The following is a 22,197-nucleotide window of genomic DNA, read 5'->3' on the forward strand; positions in this document are numbered from 1 at the left end:
GCAAAGGAACCTTAAACCTGAACCGTTCAGCAGGGCCGGGTTCAGCCAGGCCATCCGATCGCCGGAAGCATGGCGGGGATGGACAGGTTTTTACCTCTCCGGGATCTGAATGATTCCGGTCACAGCACGAATAAATTTCATTAATAGACAGGTGTATTCACACTATACAGAACTTTCGCAGTTTACGAGTACTCTTTACGCGTGAATATTCACAGAAAAATGTTGCATTCTTATTCATGATGTATCGGGAATAATTAATACGTAGCCCGATCATGGTTTGTTAGCTTATTAAAATATATTTACGATAATTCGAATCAGTTGCGTCAACTGATAGCGGAGGGTGAAGGTGTATTCATTACTTCTGGTTCTTTGAAATGTGTCAAATATTTAGGATAAAGATTTACTCCCTCTGGACAGCAGCCATCCTTGCGAACACAATCATGATGTAGTTATGTAACAACTCAGTGATCAATTCTTTTTTCCGGGAATATGGATGTCGTATATTCCCGGTTCTTTTATGCATGATTTTTGCACCGGATCACATTTATTGCTGAAATAGTCTGTGTTAAGCTTGAACTGATTAAAACCTTAATTCTGATCTGTGGACAATAAACATGTATTCCTACATTGCACGCCAGCCCATTTTTGACCGGGAAATGCGCACTATCGCTTATGAGCTTCTTTTCAGGGATGGTATGAATAATGCTTTTCCTGATGTTTCGCCAGAATATGCCACTTCACGGGTGATATCAGATCAGTTTCTTTGCATTCCTGTTCCCCGCATTGCCTGCAGTCATAGTGCTTATATCAATGTTCCGCACCAGATGCTCATCAGTGGCCTGGGAGACGCTTTGCCGCACGAGAATGTGGTTATCGAAATTCTTGAAAACGCCATACCTGATGAAAGGCTCTTCGATGCGGTGAAGGACCTGCATAACAAAGGCTATCAGCTTGCCCTCGATGATTTCACGATGAAAGACTCGTGGGATCGCTTCCTCAGGTATATCAGTGTCATTAAATTTGATATAAGAGGAAATAGCTATCAGGATATCCTTCATTATATAAACGTAAAACAAGATTGGTTAAAAGCCACAGAATTTCTCGCAGAAAAAGTGGAGACGAAGGAAGAATTTGATCTGTACAGGAGCGCGGGTTTCTCTTTTTTTCAGGGGTATTTCTTTAGCCGGCCCGAGATTATGAAGAATAAATGTCTTCCTCAGAATACGCTCTCTTTGTGCAGGCTGATGATGGAGGTAAACAGGGAGGCCCCTGATTTTTCAGCTATTGAAAGCCTGCTAAAAACGGATCTGACGTTGTCTTATAAAATAATGCGTTATGTAAGAAACTTACTGTTTAAATCGCATGGCATTATGAAAACAGATAATTTTACCCTGAAAGAAATGCTGATATATCTGGGGTGTGATGCGATAAGGCGTTTTGTTACGGTAGCTGCACTGGCAAATATGGGCGTGGCTGGCGTTTCTGAGTGCTATCATTTAAGTATGGTCCGCGGGAAATTTTGTGAACTGATTGCCCGCCAGACAGAACGCGCTTTATTACCCTGTAATGCATTTGTGTGTGGCCTGTTCTCCTTGTTAGATATTATTCTTGAAGTACCGATGGAAGATTTAATTAAACAGATATCAGTTCCGCATGCTGTCTCAGCTGCGCTTTGTGAACATCAAGGAGATCTTTATAACATACTGGCTCTTTCTCTGTGTTATGAACAGTATAACTGGGAAGGCGCTTCAGAAATCTGCCATACGCTGAATATCAGTGAGTTCTCCGTCATCGAGGCCATGCAGGCAGCGACAAAATGGGCGGACGAGATTTCTTTCGGTTAAGGCCCCTCTTTGCGAAGGCAGAGGTTGTTCCCACTTAAGCACTTAACCAGCCATTCCGGTTAAAAGGCAGGAGGTTTTCATGATGCAGCGCACCACACGGGGAAGCATTCCGGTTTTGCTTCCCTGGTATGCATAATGCCCTCCCCGGGCACGAAGCGGACTTTCGCAACCTCAGAAAATGCTTTTTTAATTTACCCAGTCTTCCAGCACCAGACCCGGAACCCGTTCAAACTCTCTTGTATTGTTGGTCACCAGGATGGCGCCGGCGGCAACCGCATGCCCGGCAATGGCCGTGTCATTCGGGCCGATCGGCGTGCCTGCGAGGCGCAGCGCCACCCGGATGTCCGTGGTAGCGTCGACCGCCGCGCGATCCCAGGGCAGGATGGCATCGAGGCGGGCGCAGAACGCATCAACCAGCGCAATATGGCGCGGCGAAGCCTTCGGGCCCGTGGCGCCGGAGCGCATCTCCTGGTAGGTGATGGCCGAGATCACAGTGCGGTGGTTGCGCAGCACCGCCTGCTCCAGGCGCTTCAGGACCGCTTCCGGTTGCTCGCGCATGATTAATGAGCAGATGTTAGTGTCCAGCATATACGTTTTGTTCACAGGTCAACCCGTCCTTCGTCACTGACAACGTCCTCACGCTCCGCCATAAAGTCCGGGTCTGCTTTTTCCATCTTCGCGAACGAGCCCCAGGTCGGCCGGACGGGACGCAGAATGATGCGGTCTCCTTCCCGGACGATCTCCAGCTCGCTCACCCCCTCAAAATCCATGTCACGGGGCAGACGGATGGCGCGGTTGTTGCCGTTTTTGAAAATAGATACGGTTCTCATGATTCTCTCCCGGGTAAGTGTGGATATGTGGCGCATATCCGGAATGGTGTTCATTGCACCGGGTGTGTGCATATGTTCAGTATAGGCAGATGCTGTACATATGTATATGGTTAACATATGCAGATGGCAGGTATGTGCGTATGCCTTACCTATGCAGATGCAGGGCATATGGATATGCTTAACATATCTTTACTTCTCACTTTTTCACACCAGATCCGAAAAAAGGCAAAGTCGGATCCTGTGTCAATCATTATGGGCTGATGCCAGAACAAGGAATGAAAGAAGGGAGCTAAACTGATATACTGCATGTAAGAAAAAATCTTACATCAATTACAGGAGGTCTAATGGCCCGGACGATGACAGTTGATGTTGGCGATGAACTGCGTGAATTTATCGATTCACTGGTCAAAGCCGGTGATTATCGCACCCAGAGCGAGGTAATGCGTGACGCACTGCGACTACTGCGTGAGAAACAGGCTGAATCCCGTCTGCAGGCGTTGCGTGATCTGCTGGCTGAGGGGATCAGCAGCGGCGACGCGAAGCCATGGAACAAGGATGCTTTCCTGATGAAGGTTAAAGCCAGGGCGGCAAATGAAAGGGATTGAGCTGACACCAAAAGCAGAAGAAGATCTGGATTCTATCTGGGACTACAGCTTCAGACAGTTCGGGGGGACTCAGGCGGATGAATATATTGGTAGGATAGCGGCGGTGTTTGACGTGCTGGCCACGCATAACATTGGAACTCAGCGCCCGGAACTGGGAGAGGATATCTACTCGCAGCCAGTGGAGAAGCACATGATCTACTTCGTGTCATCGTATGCAGTGGTCACAATCATCCGTATTCTCAGCCAGTCTCAGGATACATCACGACACGAGCCCTGGAGATAACGAAAGCTAAGAGAGATTGTTATTAATTCTTTAATATCAAATACTTAGTTCGTACAATCTATCTTATGTTAAATTTAGTCCGTCGTTCATTTAGTTCATAACAGGCCGCAGACTACGATTAATCATACACAGACATAATCTTTCATTTGGTTTAAAAAAACGCTCCCGGACGGGAGCGTAAGCCAGTGACTTCGGCGTCAAATGAGGGTCTGACAAGTGGAGCTGCGGGTTAATTCTGGGTGATCTGGCTGCGATGCTTTTCCGCCTCTTGCTGATGAATAACGGAAGACTGGCCATTATTCGCCTTCTCATGCACAACAGCGGCTTTCTCATGCTCGCTCATTTCGGAAAATGGCTTAGCAGTTTCTTGGGTGTTCTCAGGTTTGGCTTTCATCATTTTTTTATGCATTTCAGCCATGTCCTGATGGGCGGCAGAATTGCCGTTTTGCATCATTTCATGGGACATAGCGGCCTGATCGTGACCGCTCATATCCATCATTTTCATGCTCTCCCCCTGAACTGCACTTTTTTCAGCGGATGACTGCATCTGATGGGCAGGTGCCTGGGCATTATTTACCTGGTCATGCATGTTCATTGTCTCTGCAGCCATGGCGGATGAAGCGACAGCCATAATGGCAACAAATGATACGAGAATCTTTTTCATGGTTGGGTCTCCGGTGTTTACATACCCAAACAATCAATGGCTTATAACAGAGAAAGCAGTTGATCTCAGGGCGGGTTAATCATCACTCCAGGAACCAGGTGATTGTGTTATCACGCTGCTCCTGATTTATGAATAATTATAAAAAACCGCCTCTGTTTATCGCGTGACTGAATGATGACAATTTTGTCACCTTCCGGGTTTCTCCTGAACAACGGGATTAATCCATTAACAGGCGCACTTTGAACACAATTTCCCGCCCCTGCTGTTCTGCTGACAGCTCGCCGCCGTGAGCATGAATGATCGACCTTGTAATTGATAATCCCAGCCCCGCGCCTTCCGTGTTGTAGAACCTTGATGAGTCTGCGCGATAGAACCGGTCAAACAAACGTTCCAGATTAGCGGGAACCTGGCCGGACATCGTATTCGTAATCATCACGTTCACACAGTCACTGTCACGCTCAAGGTGTATCGCTGTACAGGTGTTATCGGGAGAATACTTGATTGCATTGGAAAGCAGGTTACTGAAAGCACGTCGCAGCATATCGCTGTCTCCGGCAACAACGCCCTCTCCTTCAACCGTGATTGTCTTTCCTGTTTCGTCTGCCAGGGGCTCGAATAACTCACGTAATTCATTCAGTTCGGCTGCCAGATCCACATCATGTTTATCCAGCTGCAGCAGACCATGCTCTGAACGTGCCAGAAAAAGCATGTCACTGGTCATTCGTGACAACCTTTTCAGTTCTTCCAGGTTAGCGAATAAAATTTCGCGGTAATGCGAAACATCCCTTTCCTTAGCCAGTGCAAACTGCGTCTGCATCATCAGATTACTGACTGGCGTGCGCAGCTCATGCGCGATGTCAGACGAGAAATCTGACAGTTTCCGGAATGACCCCTCCAGGCGATCGAACATATTATTGAACTCCTGCATGGTCTCAGAGATTTCCGGCGGAGCCAGATCGGGATTAAGACGCTGATCCAGGCTGTGTACGGTCATGGAGGAAGCCAGACTGGTCATTTCCCGTAACGGTTTCAGACCAATACGTGTGGTCAGCCAGCCCAGAAAAACAGAAATAAAGACCAGACCGATATTGAACCAGAACAGCCAGGTACTGAGTTTGTCCATAAACAGGGTGTGATACCCAGTATCCGTGGCAACCGTAATGATGAAATGTTTGCTTTTACCCTGTTCCGGCGTCACGGCAACCCGCCGCGAGATACTGCGGTACACGGTGTTATTTTCTTCCGTCTGGATCATATAGTCGAGAATATCACCCGACTTGTTAAGCAGGACCGCTGGAACAACAGAATTGTTGGCATAGAGTTCAACAATTTTTTCATTTTCCATGTTTTTTATAGAAATGAATAAGCCATTGTGCCCCACCATCGCATCGTTTATTTTTTCTGATAATGACTTAATATCCGTTTTGTTCCTGAACGTCTCTGTTTTAAGAAACTCTTCGGTGAGCTGAAGTTTACCTGTCAGAAAATCGCGGTCCTGATTATCGAAATAGCCATTCAGGGTGCTAATCAGGATAAAACTTGATAACCACCATACCGTAAGCATCACCGCAGAAAAAATCAGGCTCAGGCGTGTGGTCAGGGAAATTTTGAACCTCACTCTTCTCTGATCTCCAGGACATATCCGGCACCGCGAACGGTATGGATCAGTTTTGGCTCAAAGTCATCATCAATTTTACTTCTCAGACGTCTCACGGCGACATCAATCACATTCGTATCACTGTCAAAATTCATGTTCCAGACCAGGGACGAGATAAGACTCCTGGGTAACACTTCTCCGGTGCGTTGCAGCAGCAACTCAAGCAGAACGTATTCTTTACCGGTGAGATGGATCTTCTTCCCCGAACGGATCACGGTCCGGCGCACCATATCAACGGTCATATCGGCGATGGTGCAGACTGTTGCGGCCTGCGAGCGTGCCCGGCGCAGTAGGGTTCTTACACGTGCAACCAGCTCCGTAAAATCAAAGGGCTTAATCAGGTAGTCATCTGCGCCAAGCTCCAGTCCTTTCACTTTGTCCCGCACGTTGTCCTTTGCGGTTAAAAACAGGACCGGTTCTTCGTGCCCGGACTCCCTCAGTGCGCTGATGATTTGCCACCCGTCGAGGAAAGGAAGCATCACGTCCAGTATTATCAAATCATACTGTCCCTTCGACGCGGCCCCGAGACCATCGCGGCCATTATTAAAGAGATCGGCCTGATAGCCTTCCTCAACCAGTCCCTGCTGCAGGTAACGACCTGTTTTTTGTTCGTCTTCAACGATTAAAATACGCTGCATGGTCAACTCGCTGATATGAAAGTAAAAATCTCACGCATGAGCTTTGGCTGTCCCCTAGCTGACCTGAGACGGAGCAAGCATTCCGAGCCACGCTACGGCGCCCAAAATGATAATCGCAACAACGAATTCTGTCAGGATGCTGTTTCGCATCAGGGCAACGCTGCGATCATAATTCCCTTCCCTGACCATAACTTCAAGCCGGGGACCCAGGTGAAACCGGTTTGCTGCAGCCAGAAGAAGCATCAGAACAAACAGAGCCGTCTTGGCAAGCAATATCCTCCCCCAGGAACTGTTGAATAAGGGAGTTAAGTTACCCTCAGCAATATACAGATAGTTGACCAGCGCACTCAGGATCAGGGCTACAACAATCACCGTTCCTGCCGTGGCAAATTTTGCCAGGGAGTCAGATATCACAATGACGCTCTGTGCATTATGCTCGTTTCTGCGCATCAGCAGGATAGCAAATGCAACCAGAGCACCTGTCCAGGCACCTGCAGCGCCGAGATGGGTCAGATCGCTCAGTAAATGGAGATAGTAATGCAGACCGTCATGCATAACGGCGTGTCCTCCCCAGGCAAGTGTAGCCAGCGCCACGCCCCCACTCATCGTCATCAGCAGGCAGGACAATACTCTCTTATTAGTGTAAAGGAACAAAGCACCGAGTGTGGTAAACAGGGCACAGAGCCTGACAATCCAGCTAATACCCACATCAGTTTCTTCTATCACCATCTCGATAACATGGATGGATAATTCTCTGAGGTCAGTTACTCCACTCATGGCATTAGATACCAGGAGCATATTAATGCCAGTAAGAATGATGCCTGTAACAACAGCAAAGGTTATAAACGACCTGAAATTAGTCAGGTTATAGGTTTCATGTCTGACACCGCTTATTCCATATATCTGAAAAAATGGCAATCCAAATATTACCATCAAATCCAGATAAAGAAGAAAACGAATAACAATCATAATCAGGTCGTTCATAATATTACTTCACTGTAAAGGTGTAATTACCGGTAATAGGGTGCGTATCTGAAGAAACCGCGCGCCAGTCAACACGATAAGTGCCAGCGGGTAAAGGCTCTCGCGGAATAATGACCATCGATTTAGGGTCAGCGCCTGGCGCCACTTTTGCCGCGACCGGCATCGGAGAATGTGATGACATGCCTTTCATACCCGTCATCGTTAATTTTGCACCTGAGAATTTCACGGTCAGATTTTCCGAGAAATTAAGCTGAATCTTTTCCGGGGCCGCTACGGCTGAATCAGCCTGTGGCACAGAGCTTTTTAATTCCGGATGGGCCATAGCAGAGAAAGCAACGCCCATAACGAGGCCACCTGTAAGAATGGCTTTATTTAAAATCGACATTTTATTTACCTGTTTAGTTGAGTGTTTTATATCAGTGCGTTAAAACCAGATTCTGGCTCCCGCCAGGAATACTACCTGATGGTCTTTCTCACCTTCTCTTTTCGCCATATCGGATGTTTTCCCGTAAAGTTGATTCCAGGAAACGCCTATATAGGGTGCAAACTCACGGCGTATTTCATAGCGCAGCCGGAGCCCCAGCTCTGTGTCAGTCAGTCCCCTGCCGCGACCCCGCGATTCATCATCCTGACTGTAGAAATTCACCTCATAGGATGGCTGGAGTATGAGCCGGTTAGTCAGTAAAACGTCGTATTCTCCTCCCAGACGAAGGGCTGCTTTTCCGCCATTACTGACAAAACCCGTAATTTCAGACTCAAAATTATAGAGTGCCAGCCCCTGAAAACCGACAGCAGCCCAGGTCCGGGCAGAAGCAGGTCTGAAATCCTGCCTGACACCCGCAACCAAATCCCACCATGGGCCAACCGCATGTCCCCAGAGTAACTGCGCTTCAGCCGCCTCCGTTTCCCCATTGCTTCGTTCACCTTCACTCTTTAGCCAAATCCGATCTGTGTCGCCTCCAATCCAGCTGTTAACACTCCAGCTGAAATTGTTGGTGTTATCCGACCGTTGCCATTCCAGTTGATCCAGCAGAACCAGATAATTAATCGCACTGTCGTGAATCGCATGCCCCTGTAAATTGCCGAATGCAGCCTTCCGGTCGGCATCGGTAACAGGCGGAATTGGCGTTCTGCTCTCAGTTACAATGGGCTCCATTGACGTCATCTCAGTGAAATTCTCATCTGCTGGCATCTGCATGGCAGACATGTCGTGCCCGGCGTGGGGATCTGCAGAGACGGAGCCCGCCGCAATAGAAAGCTGTGAGGTAAAGAAACCGGCGACCAGAACAGGTATGGCCTTCAAATTTCTCTTCATTCGCATCATTCCTCCACCCGGACTTCACGAAACATTCCCATTTCCATGTGATAGAGCAAATGGCAGTGATACGCCCAGCGGCCAAGCGCATCTGCTGTCACTCTGTAACTGCGTTTTGTACCAGGGGGAACATCTATTGTGTGTTTACGAACCATGAAATTACCGTTTTCATCTTCCAGATCGCTCCACATACCATGCAGGTGAATGGGGTGAGTCATCATGGTATCGTTGATCAGCGTGATCCTGAGCCGCTCACCGTATTTCAGCAGCACCGGTGCGGCATCTGAAAACTTGATTCCGTTAAATGACCAGGCAAACTTTTCCATGTGGCCGGTTAAATGCAGTTCTATGGTACGGCCAGGTTCACGTCCGTCAGGATCCTCAAAGCGGCTTTTCAAATCCGCGTACGTGAGAACCTTTCTTCCGTTATTTCGAAGACCAATACCCGGATCATTTAATTTCGGAGAGACGCTCATCGCCTGCATATCAACCAGTGGGTTATCCGTTTCTGACGCAGGATGACTTTGCATACCCGGCATTCCGGCCATCCGGGAATGATCCATACCGGCCATGCTGCTGTGATCCATGGGCGCGGAGGATGTCCCGCTATCCGGAAGGTCAGCACCGTCCATAGACATCATCTCTCCGCTGTTATCCATGCCTCCCATCTGGCTGTGGTCCATTCCTGCCATATCATGTCCCATTCCCCCCATACCCATATCTTCCATGGTCAACAGAGGACGGGGATCGAGGGGGGGAACGGCAGCACTTAACCCCTCTCTCGTGGCCAGTGTCCCTCGAGCGTAACCGGTCCTGTCCATGGATTGTGCGAAGATGGTATAGGCCTCACCCTGAGGCTCCACAATGACATCATAGGTTTCGGCAACGGCAATCCTGAATTCGTCAACGGTAACCGGGTTTACATACTGGCCATCTGCAGCCACGACCGTCATTTTCAGCCCGGGGATACGGATATCGAAATAGGTCATTGCCGAGCCGTTGATAAACCGTAAGCGTATCTTTTCACCGGGACGGAACAGTCCGGTCCAGTTTTTCAGCGGGGCCTGCCCGTTCATGAGATAGGTGTAGGTGTAGCCACTGACATCCGCGAGGTCAGTCGGATTCATTTTCATTTCAGCCCACATTTTCCGATCGGCAATGGTGGCTGACAGCCCCCTGGTATTCACGTCGCGGAAAAAAGAGCCAACGGTTGGTTTATTGAAATTGTAGTAATCCGACTGTTTTTTTAATTTTTTCAGCAGGCTGTGAGGATTTTCATCGGTCCAGTCAGACAACATGACCACATGCTCACGATCGTAAGCAAACGGTTCTGGCTCCCTGGCATCGATGATAATGGCACCGTATACCCCCTCCTGTTCCTGCAGACCGGAATGGCTGTGGTACCAGTAAGTCCCGTTCTGCTTAACCTTAAAGGTGTAAACGTAGGTATCATCAGGCTCTATGCCCATAAAACTCAGCCCCGGAACACCATCCATATTGGCCGGAAGAATAATGCCGTGCCAGTGAATGGACGTCTGTTCATTAAGACGGTTTTTGACCTTCAGGGTAATGGTGTCACCTTCTTTCCAGCGAAGAACGGGCCCCGGCAGGCCTCCATTGATTGTTTTGGCCTGACGCTCACTGCCCGTGATATTGACGGCCGTTTCACCAATGGTCAGGTCAAACTGAGTACCCTGCAGGGATGCGGCAACTGGCAGGCTCAGACTGGAACGCGCATTGAAACTCCATACGCCAAGACTTCCGGCTACGCCAGAGAGGGTTAACCCCTTCAGGAAAGTTCGTCGAGACGTTTTCAACAGCATGCGCATTCCCTTATTTAAAGTATGGTTACTGACAGAATTCGAGAACCGATTTAAATTAAATTACTGGTTCATCCACTTACAATGAAATGAATCTAGCACACCTTAAGAAACAAATTCATTACAATCGTGTAATGTACATAGCTGTATTACATTTACGTCATCTTCCCCACAGGTTGATTATTTTTATATATGATCATAAGGACATCTTTTATGTACCTCAGAAGGTAATTACACATGAATATATTAATCACGACCACTGCGTTTACAGCTTTATTTTGTGGGGCAGCTTTTGCTCAGTCCAGTGATATTGCCCATGAAGCACATCGATTTGTTAATAATGCCTCAGCCGTCAGTCATGTGAATTCCTCGACGCATGAAAACTTACCGGACAGGGTTAATAAAAACAACACGCCCTCATTCTCTGAAATGAATGAACATGAAAGGGCCATTGTTGCTCATTCATTTATGAACAACAGCGCGTCCTATGCGCATCAGAAAATGATTGAGGAACATAAAAAAATGCTGTCCGGCAGTGATGCAAATTCAAAGACCTCGTCTTCTTCTTTTAACGAACTGAATGCCGGAGAAAAAGCCGCTCTCGTGCATGAGCAGGTCAATAATGCCGGTGCGGAAGCACATCAGACGCAGGCAAGAAAGCTTCGCGGGCTGTATTCGACCAGGTAACTGCAGGCGGGTTAGTGCTTAGCGTCAGGTGCGCAGCAGGGCTTTACTGACGGGTTACGTAGCAGGACATGAGCCCCATATTGCTCTGCCGTAACCTGTTTCAGTCCCGTTAATCATCACCGTCGGGCTGGTCATACAGTTCCCAGAGCTTCAGGAGCAAACGGGAAACAAGATATGTTACAAAAATGACGACCATCAACGGTGCTCCCGATTAACTGACAGATGACACGCCTCCTGAAAACCCCTAGCATACGCCGCAGTGTTCATGCTAACGGCGAATTCCAGTAAATGTATTCTACCGATGTCGTAAAAGAAAATGCCTACCTTTCAGCCACCCGCTCGGGGCTGGAATCGAACGAGATCGCTACTCTTCAGCGCTCCTTGCCTTCCCGGTTTAATCTGCGGCATTTGAAAAAAAATGAATCATTAAAACTCGTACTGCAAAAGAAAGCGGGAAAATCACGTGTCGTGGCCTATAAATTTACGTCCGGTTCATTTAATTACACGGCGTATCGTATATCAGATAAAAAGTTCTATAACCTTTCCGATACTTCCGGGAAAGGCAGTCTCGATTATCCGTTACCGGCCACAGCAAGACTCAGTTCGCCTTTCAATCCTGCAAGACTTAACCCGGTATCGGGAAAAGTGAGTCCCCATAATGGCATTGATTATTCCATGCCCATGAACACGAAAATAGTCAGCGTCATCGACGGAAAAATCACCCGGGCCGAATACAACAGTACCATGGGATATTTTGTTGAAGTAACGGGAAAAGCCGGTGTTAAAACTCGCTATCTCCACCTCAATAAAATACTCGTTACTAAAGGGGCCAGGGTTACACGGGGAGGTGCTATTGCGTTATCCGGTAACAGCGGACGTTCATCCGGTCCTCATCTGCATTACGAGCTGGTCATCAATAACAACCCTGTTAACTCTCTGGCGTTCCGGGCAGCGGCACCCGCTGATAACAAACTCGAACAGCATGCCTTTGCGCATGTCAGAGACTACGAACGATACCTGGACTGATAACGGGACCGCGACGCGGCCCCGTCTGCCGGATTAATTTTTTTTATCGTTTTCACTTCCGTGATGTTGATGATCTCCATGCCCTCCGTGGCCGTGGAAAAGATGCATTAGCGGGCAGACCAGCAATAACAGATATGGCCAGTAACCTGCCACATGTGACCAGTGTTCGCGCAGGAGGGCAAATGCCGCGATCGCGGCGACAGCAATAAGCGCATAGGTGGTACTTTTCATACTGGACTCCTTCTGTTCGTAACTGACCCTTCACTCAGTGTTATTTCCCGAGCCTGACACTTTTCAGACGCAACGCATTCACAATGACGCTGACGGAGGAAAGAGCCATGGCCGCCGCCGCAATAACTGGCGACAGCAGTATTCCATACACAGGATAAAGCAGACCTGCAGCCACAGGCACGCCAAGTGCGTTGTAGATAAATGCAAAAAACAGATTCTGTCGGATATTTTTCATGGTGATCTCTGACAGATGACGGGCCCTGTTCAGTATCATCAGGTCGCCTTTGAGAAGGGTGACTCCGGCACTTTCAATTGCCACATCTGTACCCGTTCCCATGGCTATGCCCACGTCAGCCGCTGCCAGCGCCGGGGCATCATTTACACCGTCCCCCGCCATCGCAACCACATGACCAGACGCTTTCAGTCGGGTTATCACTGCTTTTTTGCCGTCAGGCAGAACCCCGGCTTCAACCTCATCTATTCCCAGTTTCCGTGCGACTGCTTCAGCAGTAAGCTGGTTATCCCCGGTGAGCATAACAATGCGGATCCCCGCCTGACGCAAAGCTTTAAGCGCATCCGGCGTGGTTGCTTTCACGGGATCCGAGATAGCTATCAGGCCTGCAAGGTACCCATCTGTGGCCACATAGATAACGGTAGCGCCTTCCATCCGCAACGTATCCGCAACGGCCTTTTGATTATCAATAACGATACTGTTTTCCTGCATAGCCAGTTCATTACCAATAACAACCCGTTGACCTTCAACATCGCCTGAAACACCTTTCCCCGACGGAGCATTGAAATCACTGACTGCGGGTATCATGATCCCCCTGTGCTGGGCTGCCCGGACTACAGCCATACCCAGCGGATGCTGCGAGCCTTTTTCCACTGCGGCCGCTACACGTAAAAGAGATGCTTCCCCACCCGGATTGAGACTGATAATCCCTGTCACCGTCGGCGAACCTTCCGTGAGCGTGCCTGTTTTGTCGACAACCAGCGTGTCCACTTTTTCAAGACGCTCAAGGGCTTCGGCATTCCTGATTAACACCCCGGCCTGGGCTCCTTTGCCCACCCCCACCATTATCGACATCGGCGTGGCCAGCCCCAGCGCGCAGGGACAGGCAATAATCAGGACCGACACAGCCGCAATGAGACCGTGCGCCATCCTGGGCTCGGGCCCCCAGACAGACCAGATCATGAAAGCAACAACCGCGATAAGTATCACCAGAGGAACAAACCAGCCTGAAACGCTGTCAGCCATTCTCTGGATGGGGGCCCGCGAACGCTGTGCATCAGCGACCATCTGAACAATTCGTGAGAGCATCGTTTCATCACCGACTTTCTCTGCACGGATGATAAGACTACCTGTCTGATTAATGGTCCCCCCGATGACAGGGTCACCCTCCGTTTTGGTAACAGGCATAGATTCCCCGGTCACCATCGATTCATCAACGGTTGTTTTGCCTTCGACCACGATACCGTCGACCGGAATACTCTCTCCAGGTCTGATGCGGAGCTTATCGCCAGGCAGGACATCTTCCGCATTAATATCCGTTTCATGACCGTCTTGATCCAGCCGCCTGGCGGTTTTGGGGGCAAGGTTAAGAAGCGCAGTAATGGCACCTGAGGTTTGTTCCCTTGCCCGCAATTCAAGGACCTGTCCCAGCAGAACAAGCACCGTAATAACAGCTGCGGCTTCAAAATAAATGGCCACCAGGCCATCCATGTTTCTGAACGATGCAGGAAACCAGGAGGGGAAGACGGTTGCAATGACGCTGTAAACCCAGGCTACGCCGGTCCCCATTGCAACAAGGGTAAACATATTCAGGGAGCGGTTACGTAACGACATTCCGGCCCGGGCGAAGAATGGCCAGCCACACCACAAAACGACAGGAGAGGCCAGAAGTAACTGCAGCCATGTGTTGTACTGTGGCGGTACTGTATTCCTCAAAGCGGGAAACAGATGAGAACCCATTTCGAGTATCAGAACCGGAAACGCCAGCAACAACCCCAGCCAGAAGCGTCTTGTCATGTCGCGAAGTTCATCACTCGTCCCCGTGGATGCCGTAGCTACGAGCGGCTCCAGTGCCATTCCACAGACAGGACAGCTTCCGGGACCACTACGGCGTATCTCCGGATGCATCGGACATGTCCACACACCTTCAGAAATCTCTTTCTCCGCCTGGCGGTGAGACTGTTTTATCTTATCAGGGCTGACTTCATGGTGGTCGTGGTGATGGTGATGTTCACTGGCATCTTCGGTAAAATAATGATCGGGATGGGCTTTAAATTTGCTCTCACAGCTGGCGGAGCAGAAATAAAGCTGATGGTCCTGGTATCGAATGCTGCTGTGCGCCTTGTCAGGCAGGATGACCATCCCGCACACGGGATCTCTCACCTTATGCAATGCGTGACTCTCGTCCGGGGATGATGTCTGCTCAGAAGCAGTCTGGTTGTTATGTTCCACTGCATTGTCATTTTTCACAGTAACTCTCCTTATGCATATCTGAAGCATTTTCTGTCTTCAGGATATGTCATGGATGCGATTACCACGAATGCCGCCGGCATAAGAGTGCCTGCTGCCGGCGTCCCGTTATCAGCCGTTCCGCTGACTATTCGATTCGCTGGAAGACTTTTTTACTGCCCTCCGGTGAGAATGCGATAACATCGTAAGCCTCTTTTCGGGCCCCCATCTCCATTCCCGGACTTCCTGCTGGCATACCGGGGGTGGCGAGACCGTATATACCCGAACCAGACTGCATGGCCTTATGTATCGTTGCCGCAGGCACATGGCCTTCAATGATCAAATTACCTACAACCGCGGTATGACAACTTCGTAGTCCAGCAGGAACAGCATGCTTTTCTTTCAGGGCTGACAGCGCCTGATCATTCATGACGTGAGTTCGCACTTCGAACCCGTCTTTTTCCATCGCCTTGCCCCACAGGGAACAACAGCCACAGTTTTCAGATTTGTACATATCAATGACTTTTTCACTCGCCATTGCAGGCAGTGACAGGCCGAGAGCCAGGGCCATTAGAACCACTTTTTTCATACTCACCTCTGTATATTATCGATATAAACCCTGACGTCAGGGTGAATCAGTGCAGAAGGACGCCCACTGGGGGCGCCCTTTCAGGGTTATGACACGCTTTTTTTATGTCTGCGCAGCCAGATTAATTTGTAGGCGGCAGGAATAATGAACAGGGACAGCAGCGGAGCCGTGATCATCCCACCAATCATTGGCGCAGCAATACGGCTCATGACTTCTGAACCTGCGCCGGTTCCCCAGAGTATTGGCAGCAGACCCGCAATGATCACCGCCACGGTCATGGCTTTCGGCCGGACACGCAGTACGGCACCATGATAGAGGGCTTCATCAAGACCTTCCGGTGTGAACGTCTCTTTACGGGACAATTCCGGGTGCGCTTCAATGGCATGACGCAGATACATCAGCATGACCACGCCAAACTCTGCTGCCACCCCGGCCAGGGCGATAAACCCGGTTCCGGTCGCCACTGACATATGGAAGCCCTGCCAGTACAGGAACCATATTCCGCCAACCAGGGCGAACGGCAGGCTCATCAGGATCAGCAGGGCTTCGTCAACCCGGCGGAATGCCAGATACAACAGGATGAAAATGATCATCACCGTCATCGGCACCATCAGCTTCAGTTTCTTGTTGGCATGCTCAAGCAGTTCAAACTGTCCGGAGAATGCCACACTGGTTCCCGGTCTCAGTTTCACTTTCTCGCTGATGGCCGTCTTAATGTCGTTAACCACCGACACCATGTCCCTGCCGCGGGCATCAACATAAATCCAGCTGGCTGGCCGGGCATTTTCGGTTTTCAGCATGGTTGGTCCAGAAACGACGTTAATATCCGCGACATCGCCCAGCGTGATCTGCTGCTTCATCGGGGTCAGGATCGGCATCTGTTTCAGCGCCTGCGGACTGTTCCGGTAATCCTGCGGGTAGCGAATGTTAATAGGGTACCGGGCCACCCCTTCAACCGTCTCACCCACCATAGCACCTCCGATTGCTGAAGAGACGAACAGCTGGACATCACCTACCGTCATCCCGTAGCGGGAGGCTTTCTCCCGGTTGATATCGATATCGATGTAGCGCCCGCCCTCAAGTCGCTCAGCCAGGACAGACACCACGCCAGGCACGGTTTTGGCTACCGCCTCGATACTCTGCGCCGTCGCGTCGATATCGGACAGAACAGTCCCGGACACTTTGATACCTATCGGGCTTTTGATCCCGGTTGAGAGCATATCAATACGGTTACGGATAGGCGGCACCCAGAGGTTTGCCAGACCCGGTAAACGGACTGTCCTGTCGAGTTCATCAATAATCTTGTCAATTGTCATGCCGGGACGCCACTGATCCTCTGGTTTGAGCTGGATCGTGGTTTCCACCATTTCAAGCGGTGCGGAATCCGTTGCGGTCGCTGCTTTACCGGTCTTGCCAAATACAGAGGCCACTTCAGGAACGCTTTTGATTAACTTGTCCGTCGTCTGCAAGAGTGCTGCAGCTTCTGCCGGAGAGACGCCCGGCAGGGTCGACGGCATATACAACAGGTCGCCCTCGTTAATCTTCGGCAGAAACTCGCCACCCACCTGACTCAGTGGCCAGATAACGGTGAAAATAGACAAGGCCGCAACCAGCAGGGTTGTTTTTGGCCAGTGGAGAACCCGCAGCAGCAATGGATGATACGCTTTGATCAGCACCCGGTTCAGGGGGTTACTGGTCTCGGCAGGAATTTTCCCCCGTATCCAGAATCCCATCAGGATCGGAATGACAATGATGGCCAGCACGGCCGCCCCCGCCATGGAGTACGTTTTCGTGAATGCCAGCGGGCCAAACAGACGTCCTTCCTGACCTTCCAGGGTAAAGATAGGTATAAAGGACAGGGTGATGATCAGCAGGCTGATAAACAGTGCGGGTCCCACTTCCACGGAGGCGTCGGTAATCACCTTCCAGCGGGTGGCGTTGTCAATCTGCTCACCCGGATGCTGATGATCCCATTCCTCAAGCCGTTTGTGCGCATTTTCAATCATCACAATGGCGGCATCCACCATCGCGCCGACGGCAATCGCTATCCCTCCCAGCGACATAATATTGGCGTTCAGTCCCTGGAAGTGCATGACGATAAAGGCGATACACAGGCCAAGCGGGAGAGAGATAATCGCCACCAGGGCAGAACGTACGTGCCACAGGAACAGGGCACAGACGATGGCCACAACGATAAACTCTTCCAGAAGTTTATGGCTGAGGTTATCAATCGCCCGGTCGATTAACTGGCTGCGATCGTAGGTGGTCACGATTTCAACGCCTTCCGGCAGGCTAGCCTTCAGTGTCTCCAGTTTATCCCTCACTGCCGTGATTACGTCGCGCGCGTTTTTACCCGACCGCAGGATCACCACGCCACCAGCGACTTCCCCCTGGCCGTTTAGTTCGGCAAGACCACGCCGCATTTCAGGCCCGGTCTGCACGCGGGCAACATCCCGCAAATAAACCGGCACGCCGTTCTCGCCCGTTTTCAGGACGATGTTATTAAAATCATCAATGCTCTGAAGATAACCGCTGGCGCGGACCATATACTCCGCTTCGGCTATTTCAACGGATGAACCACCGGCCTCCTGGTTAGACGATTCAAGGGCCTGTTTCACTTCGGGCAGGCTGATCCCATACTGGGACAGTTTTACCGGATTGACCTGAATCTGGTACTGTTTCACCACGCCCCCAACCGAGGCTACCTCAGCCACGTTCGGGATGGTCTTCAGCTCAAATTTCAGGAACCAGTCCTGCAAAGAACGCAGTTCTGAAAGGTCGTGTTTTCCGCTGCGATCGACCAGGGCATATTCAAATATCCAGCCCACCCCCGTGGCGTCCGGGCCGATTTCAGAGCTCACACCCGCAGGCAGTTTGCCCTGAACCTGATTCAGGTATTCCAGCACGCGTGAACGGGCCCAGTACAGATCGGTGCCGTCTTCAAAAATGACATACACATACGAATCACCGAACTGTGAAAAACCACGCACGGTTTTTGCGCCAGGTACGGACAACATGGTAGTGGTAAGCGGATAGGTGACCTGGTTTTCTACAATCTGTGGGGCCTGTCCGGGATAGCTGGTTTTAATAATGACCTGCACATCTGACAGGTCAGGCAGGGCATCGACCGGCGTGTTAATAATCGTCCATGTGCCCCAGATGCTGAGAAACAGGGCACCCATCATGACCAGGAAACGGTTGGCGACAGAGCGCCGGATAATCCATTCAATCATCGTCGTCTCCTCAGTGCCCTGAATGCATATTTACAGGCTGGTCAGACATTGCTGGCATACTGTTTTCTGTTTTTTCAGGGTGGCGCATACGTTCCAGCGCGCCCGTAATATTGGCTTCGGAGTCAATGAGGAACAGGCCACTGACCACCACGGTATCGCCTTCATTCAGGCCGGAGCCAATGCCGGACTGTTGCTGTGATTCATGCAGCACCTGGATCTGTTTCGGCACAAACTTGCCTTCATTATCGACAGTAATCACGCGCTGTTCTTTACCGGTATCGATAACGGCCTGGCTTGGTATCAGCAGCATATCCTGGCTCCGGGTATTCAGTTTCAGGTAGGCATTCATGCCCGGTTTAAGAAACTCATCCTTATTGGAAACCTGGAGACGGACCTGAAGCGTACGGGTTGTCTGGTCCACGCTGGGAAGAATGTTCCATTTTTCGACATGGAATGTTTTATCCGGATAAGCCGGTACCGAAATTTCAAACTGCGACGTATCTTTAAGCAGATAGGCGATAGATTCTGGCACTGCAGCGCTGATCCAGACCGGATCCATCCCCTGAATCTGAGCCACTACTTTATCTTTCGAAATATTCATTCCGGTGCGCAGGTCAAACGCAGTAATGACACCATCAATAGGTGCTTTAATGGAAAAACGGGTCTGGATTGTGCGGGTTGCACGCAGCCTCTGAACATCCTCTTCCGGCATGCCAGCCAGACGAAGTCGCTCCAGCACCCCTTTTATCTGGGTTGGCGTACCGCCTGTACCGGATAGCAGCAGGAACTCACTTTGTGCCTCAACCCATTCAGGAATGGTGATATCGATAAGCGGAGTGCCTTTCTTCACATGATCGCCAATCGTCAGGGGATACACTTTTTCGACGAATCCGTCAGAGCGCGCCTGTACAATGACAAACTGATACTCGTTGTAACTGACATTAGCCGGAATGGTCTGAGTATAATTCAGCATCCCGCGCGTGACTTTTTGTGTTTTTAATCCCAGGTTCTGAACCTGCGTTGGATCAATACGGATCCCGCCACTGCTTTTCTCGGCGCTTTCATCAGCATATTTTGGCAACAGGTCCATATCCATAAAAGGCGATTTTCCGGGTTTATCAAATTTGGTATCCGGTTTCATCGGGTCATACCAGAAAAGAACCTTTCGCTCCGGTGCCTTTTGTTCTGTTTGTACTGTTTTTTGTGATGAGTTGATATACTGCCAGGCAGTAACCGATATCAGGCCTCCTGCTATGAGGCTGCTGATAATTATTGCAGCATATTTTATCTTTAAAGAAGCCATACAATTTCTCGCTGAAAAATCAAAACACCTGGCATATGCGCCCGATCATTCATTCACAGTAATCCCTTAATGAATGTTCAGGCGCACTGGATGTATTCGCTCCGGACTGATAATCAGGATTGCGTAACGTTAATGCTTTTGAGTAAGGAGATATTGCCCTGCTGAATAAACGAGAAATCGACATGGTTGCCGGTTTTCAGGGCATTGATAGCGTCGTCTGCATTAACAAAAGTGAAGCGCATGGTCATTGCAGGCCAGCCCACAGCAGGGATTGCTTCGTGCGAAATGGTGATCTTTTTACTATTCATATCAATGTCTTTAACGACACCGGTGCCCTTGATAACCTGCTGTGCCGAAGCATCACTGGCAGCGTTCATATCACCATGCTGATGTACTTCAGCATGCAGACCGGCAGAAAACATGACAGAGATAGCACCAAATAAAACGGCTTTAAGTGAGTTACGCATTTTTAATTTCCTGATATGTTGAATATAATTTACTCTACCCAACCGCCACCCAGTGCGGTGAACAGATTAATTTCGTTAACCTGTCGGGAATAGGTAAGGTCGAGAATGGCTTGCTGCGTAGTGAACAGGGAGCGTTCTGCATCCAGCACTTCTATGTAGCTGACTGCACCACTTGAATATAATCCCCGGGCTCGCTGGAGGGTTATCTGGAGTGAATCAAGATAACGCTGCTGTGCCTCGAGTTGCTGGCTAAGACTATCGCGCAGCGCAAGCGTGTTGGAAACATCCTTAAAGGCCGACTGAATTTTTTGTTCGTAATTAACCACCGACTGTTGCTGGCGAATTTCAGCCAGTTTCAGATTGGCTTTGTTCCGGCCGGCATTAAAAATAGGAATTTCAATTTTAGGGATAAAATTCCACATTCCGCTTCCTGACGTAAAGAGGCTGGACAACTCCGTACTGCTTGCGGAAAGGCCACTGGTCAGGGTAATGGACGGGAAAAAGGCCGCTCGCGCTGCGCCAATACTGGCATCAGCCGCTTTAAGCTGATATTCCGCTTCCATGATATCCGGGCGCTGCAGCAAAATTTGTGACGACAGGTTTGGGGGCAGTTTTACTGGCGCGATTTCACCACCTTTCATCCCTTTTTCTGACGGAACTGCGCGGTACGTTCCCAGCACCAGTTGCAGGGCATTGTTTGCCTGAGCCAGATCGCCTTCTCGTTTGGCTATTTCGGCGCGGGTACTTTCGATTTGCCCCCTGGCCTGTTCAAGCGCCAGAACGTTCGTACTCCCGGTCACCAGTTGTTGCTCAACGAATGCATAAGACTGTTCATAATTTTTCAGCGTTTTCCGCGCAATACGGAGTTGTTCGTACGCCAGTTGCTGGCTGAAATAGCTCTGTGAAACGTTGGAGACCAGCAGGATGTGTACGGCACGACGGGCTTCTTCGCTGGCAAAGTAGTTCTGGCGATCAGCCTCACTCATGTTCTTAAGTTTGCCAAAAAAATCGAGCTCATAGTTGAGCTCCAGACCCGCGTCGTACTCCTGTGTGGTCGGCTTGTCACCTTTCAGACCACCGCTGTATGTGATCCCGGATGAGGCATTCAGTTGGGGATAACGATCTGCATCCGTGACGTTGAACTGGGCCCGGGCCTCTTCAACCTTCAGGGCAGCCATTCTCAAATCACGGTTATTAGTCAGAGCTTCACCGATCAACCGGGTAACCTGGGGATCGACAAAAAAGTTACGCCAGCCCGTATCCTGATAGCCATTTACCGCTGGCGTCAGGCTGTTATGGGACAGTGAAAACTGCTGGGGTACCGGTGCTGCGGGCCGCTGATATTCAGGCGCAAGCGACACGCAGCCTGCCAGGATGAATATCGTGCTAATGCTGAGTAATTTTAATTTGAACATAACGCTTCTCGTCCAGGCAGACCTGGTAAATGGTTCAAATGAAGTCCAGAGTATTGATAGGGGTACTTTACCTAACGCTCTCTGTTTGCCGAGTGACAGGATAATGACAATGTTGTCATTTTTGCTGTAATCCGTTGATAACGAT

General features: G+C 50.0%; 21 protein-coding genes. 5 read left to right on the top strand and 16 right to left on the bottom strand.

What is annotated here, in order from left to right; translation table 11 throughout:
• Nucleotides 1–614: 614 nt before the first annotated feature.
• Nucleotides 615–1,844 (top strand): EAL and HDOD domain-containing protein, encoded by a 1,230-nt coding sequence (locus MRY16398_RS29385; protein WP_047368853.1) that lies wholly within the window; start codon nucleotides 615–617, stop codon nucleotides 1,842–1,844.
• A gap of 186 nt (nucleotides 1,845–2,030) precedes the next feature.
• Here MRY16398_RS29385 and MRY16398_RS29390 read toward each other — a convergent pair whose 3' ends face one another.
• Complete coding sequence (locus tag MRY16398_RS29390; protein ID WP_047368852.1) at nucleotides 2,031–2,447, bottom strand: type II toxin-antitoxin system VapC family toxin; 417 nt, start codon at nucleotides 2,445–2,447, stop codon at nucleotides 2,031–2,033.
• Nucleotides 2,444–2,674: a type II toxin-antitoxin system VapB family antitoxin gene (vapB, locus tag MRY16398_RS29395; protein WP_047368851.1), complete on the bottom strand. Its 231-nt coding sequence runs from the start codon at nucleotides 2,672–2,674 to the stop codon at nucleotides 2,444–2,446. Before vapB ends, MRY16398_RS29390 begins: the two co-directional genes overlap by 4 nt.
• Before the next feature lie 344 nt (nucleotides 2,675–3,018).
• Here vapB and MRY16398_RS29400 point away from each other — a divergent pair, with 344 nt between their 5' ends.
• Nucleotides 3,019–3,279: a type II toxin-antitoxin system ParD family antitoxin gene (locus MRY16398_RS29400; RefSeq protein ID WP_007374405.1), complete on the top strand. Its 261-nt coding sequence runs from the start codon at nucleotides 3,019–3,021 to the stop codon at nucleotides 3,277–3,279.
• Nucleotides 3,266–3,562, top strand: coding sequence for a type II toxin-antitoxin system RelE/ParE family toxin (locus MRY16398_RS29405; protein ID WP_047368850.1), 297 nt, complete (start codon nucleotides 3,266–3,268; stop codon nucleotides 3,560–3,562). The genes MRY16398_RS29400 and MRY16398_RS29405 overlap by 14 nt, the downstream gene beginning before the upstream one ends.
• Nucleotides 3,563–3,791: 229 nt before the next feature.
• On the opposite strand, the gene MRY16398_RS29410 is transcribed toward MRY16398_RS29405, so the two are convergent.
• The 7 genes from MRY16398_RS29410 to pcoA all read right to left on the bottom strand — a co-directional run bounded on the left by MRY16398_RS29410 (nucleotide 3,792) and on the right by pcoA (nucleotide 10,643).
• A complete protein-coding gene (locus MRY16398_RS29410) occupies nucleotides 3,792–4,226 on the bottom strand; it encodes a hypothetical protein (RefSeq protein ID WP_007374421.1) in 435 nt (144 codons plus the stop codon).
• A 217-nt stretch (nucleotides 4,227–4,443) separates the two neighbouring features.
• Nucleotides 4,444–5,844, bottom strand: a complete 1,401-nt coding sequence (gene pcoS / locus MRY16398_RS29415; RefSeq protein WP_007374420.1) for a copper resistance membrane spanning protein PcoS — start codon at nucleotides 5,842–5,844, stop codon at nucleotides 4,444–4,446.
• Nucleotides 5,841–6,521, bottom strand: coding sequence for a copper response regulator transcription factor PcoR (gene pcoR / locus MRY16398_RS29420; RefSeq protein ID WP_001188930.1), 681 nt, complete (start codon nucleotides 6,519–6,521; stop codon nucleotides 5,841–5,843). Before pcoR ends, pcoS begins: the two co-directional genes overlap by 4 nt.
• 54 nt (nucleotides 6,522–6,575) lie before the next feature.
• Entirely contained in the window at nucleotides 6,576–7,454 is an 879-nt protein-coding gene (gene pcoD / locus MRY16398_RS29425; protein ID WP_229692861.1) for a copper resistance inner membrane protein PcoD, read from the bottom strand.
• A gap of 55 nt (nucleotides 7,455–7,509) precedes the next feature.
• A complete protein-coding gene (pcoC, locus tag MRY16398_RS29430; protein WP_000025662.1) occupies nucleotides 7,510–7,890 on the bottom strand; it encodes a copper resistance system metallochaperone PcoC in 381 nt (126 codons plus the stop codon).
• Between the two features lie 39 nt (nucleotides 7,891–7,929).
• Entirely contained in the window at nucleotides 7,930–8,820 is an 891-nt protein-coding gene (gene pcoB / locus MRY16398_RS29435; RefSeq protein WP_171861965.1) for a copper resistance outer membrane transporter PcoB, read from the bottom strand.
• Between the two features lie 5 nt (nucleotides 8,821–8,825).
• Nucleotides 8,826–10,643 carry a multicopper oxidase PcoA gene (pcoA, locus tag MRY16398_RS29440; RefSeq protein ID WP_000925242.1) on the bottom strand — a complete coding sequence of 606 codons (1,818 nt, stop codon included), beginning with the start codon at nucleotides 10,641–10,643 and terminating at the stop codon, nucleotides 8,826–8,828.
• A gap of 234 nt (nucleotides 10,644–10,877) precedes the next feature.
• On the opposite strand from pcoA, the gene MRY16398_RS29445 reads away from it, so the two are divergent.
• Nucleotides 10,878–11,327 carry a copper resistance protein gene (locus tag MRY16398_RS29445; RefSeq protein WP_001023257.1) on the top strand — a complete coding sequence of 150 codons (450 nt, stop codon included), beginning with the start codon at nucleotides 10,878–10,880 and terminating at the stop codon, nucleotides 11,325–11,327.
• A gap of 288 nt (nucleotides 11,328–11,615) precedes the next feature.
• Nucleotides 11,616–12,353, top strand: a complete 738-nt coding sequence (locus tag MRY16398_RS29450) for a peptidoglycan DD-metalloendopeptidase family protein (RefSeq protein WP_000287502.1) — start codon at nucleotides 11,616–11,618, stop codon at nucleotides 12,351–12,353.
• Between the two features lie 33 nt (nucleotides 12,354–12,386).
• Here MRY16398_RS29450 and MRY16398_RS29455 read toward each other — a convergent pair whose 3' ends face one another.
• The 7 genes from MRY16398_RS29455 to silC form a co-directional block, all read right to left on the bottom strand.
• Nucleotides 12,387–12,584: a DUF2933 domain-containing protein gene (locus tag MRY16398_RS29455; protein WP_000843494.1), complete on the bottom strand. Its 198-nt coding sequence runs from the start codon at nucleotides 12,582–12,584 to the stop codon at nucleotides 12,387–12,389.
• Between the two features lie 40 nt (nucleotides 12,585–12,624).
• Nucleotides 12,625–15,096 (bottom strand): Ag(+)-translocating P-type ATPase SilP, encoded by a 2,472-nt coding sequence (gene silP, locus MRY16398_RS29460; RefSeq protein WP_139153684.1) that lies wholly within the window; start codon nucleotides 15,094–15,096, stop codon nucleotides 12,625–12,627.
• 97 nt (nucleotides 15,097–15,193) lie between these two features.
• Nucleotides 15,194–15,634 (bottom strand): DUF411 domain-containing protein, encoded by a 441-nt coding sequence (locus MRY16398_RS29465; protein ID WP_002436620.1) that lies wholly within the window; start codon nucleotides 15,632–15,634, stop codon nucleotides 15,194–15,196.
• An 86-nt stretch (nucleotides 15,635–15,720) separates the two neighbouring features.
• Nucleotides 15,721–18,867: a Cu(+)/Ag(+) efflux RND transporter permease subunit SilA gene (gene silA / locus MRY16398_RS29470; RefSeq protein ID WP_125125745.1), complete on the bottom strand. Its 3,147-nt coding sequence runs from the start codon at nucleotides 18,865–18,867 to the stop codon at nucleotides 15,721–15,723.
• A 10-nt stretch (nucleotides 18,868–18,877) separates the two neighbouring features.
• Nucleotides 18,878–20,170, bottom strand: a complete 1,293-nt coding sequence (gene silB, locus MRY16398_RS29475; RefSeq protein WP_047368846.1) for a Cu(+)/Ag(+) efflux RND transporter periplasmic adaptor subunit SilB — start codon at nucleotides 20,168–20,170, stop codon at nucleotides 18,878–18,880.
• Nucleotides 20,171–20,283: 113 nt separating this feature from the next.
• On the bottom strand, nucleotides 20,284–20,637 hold the full coding sequence (gene cusF, locus MRY16398_RS29480) for a cation efflux system protein CusF (RefSeq protein WP_007374415.1): 354 nt from the start codon (nucleotides 20,635–20,637) through the stop codon (nucleotides 20,284–20,286).
• A gap of 29 nt (nucleotides 20,638–20,666) precedes the next feature.
• Nucleotides 20,667–22,052: a Cu(+)/Ag(+) efflux RND transporter outer membrane channel SilC gene (silC, locus tag MRY16398_RS29485; RefSeq protein WP_047368845.1), complete on the bottom strand. Its 1,386-nt coding sequence runs from the start codon at nucleotides 22,050–22,052 to the stop codon at nucleotides 20,667–20,669.
• Nucleotides 22,053–22,197 lie beyond the last annotated feature (145 nt).

The organism is Phytobacter sp. MRY16-398 (assembly GCF_003925915.1).
Lineage (GTDB): Bacteria > Pseudomonadota > Gammaproteobacteria > Enterobacterales > Enterobacteriaceae > Phytobacter > Phytobacter diazotrophicus.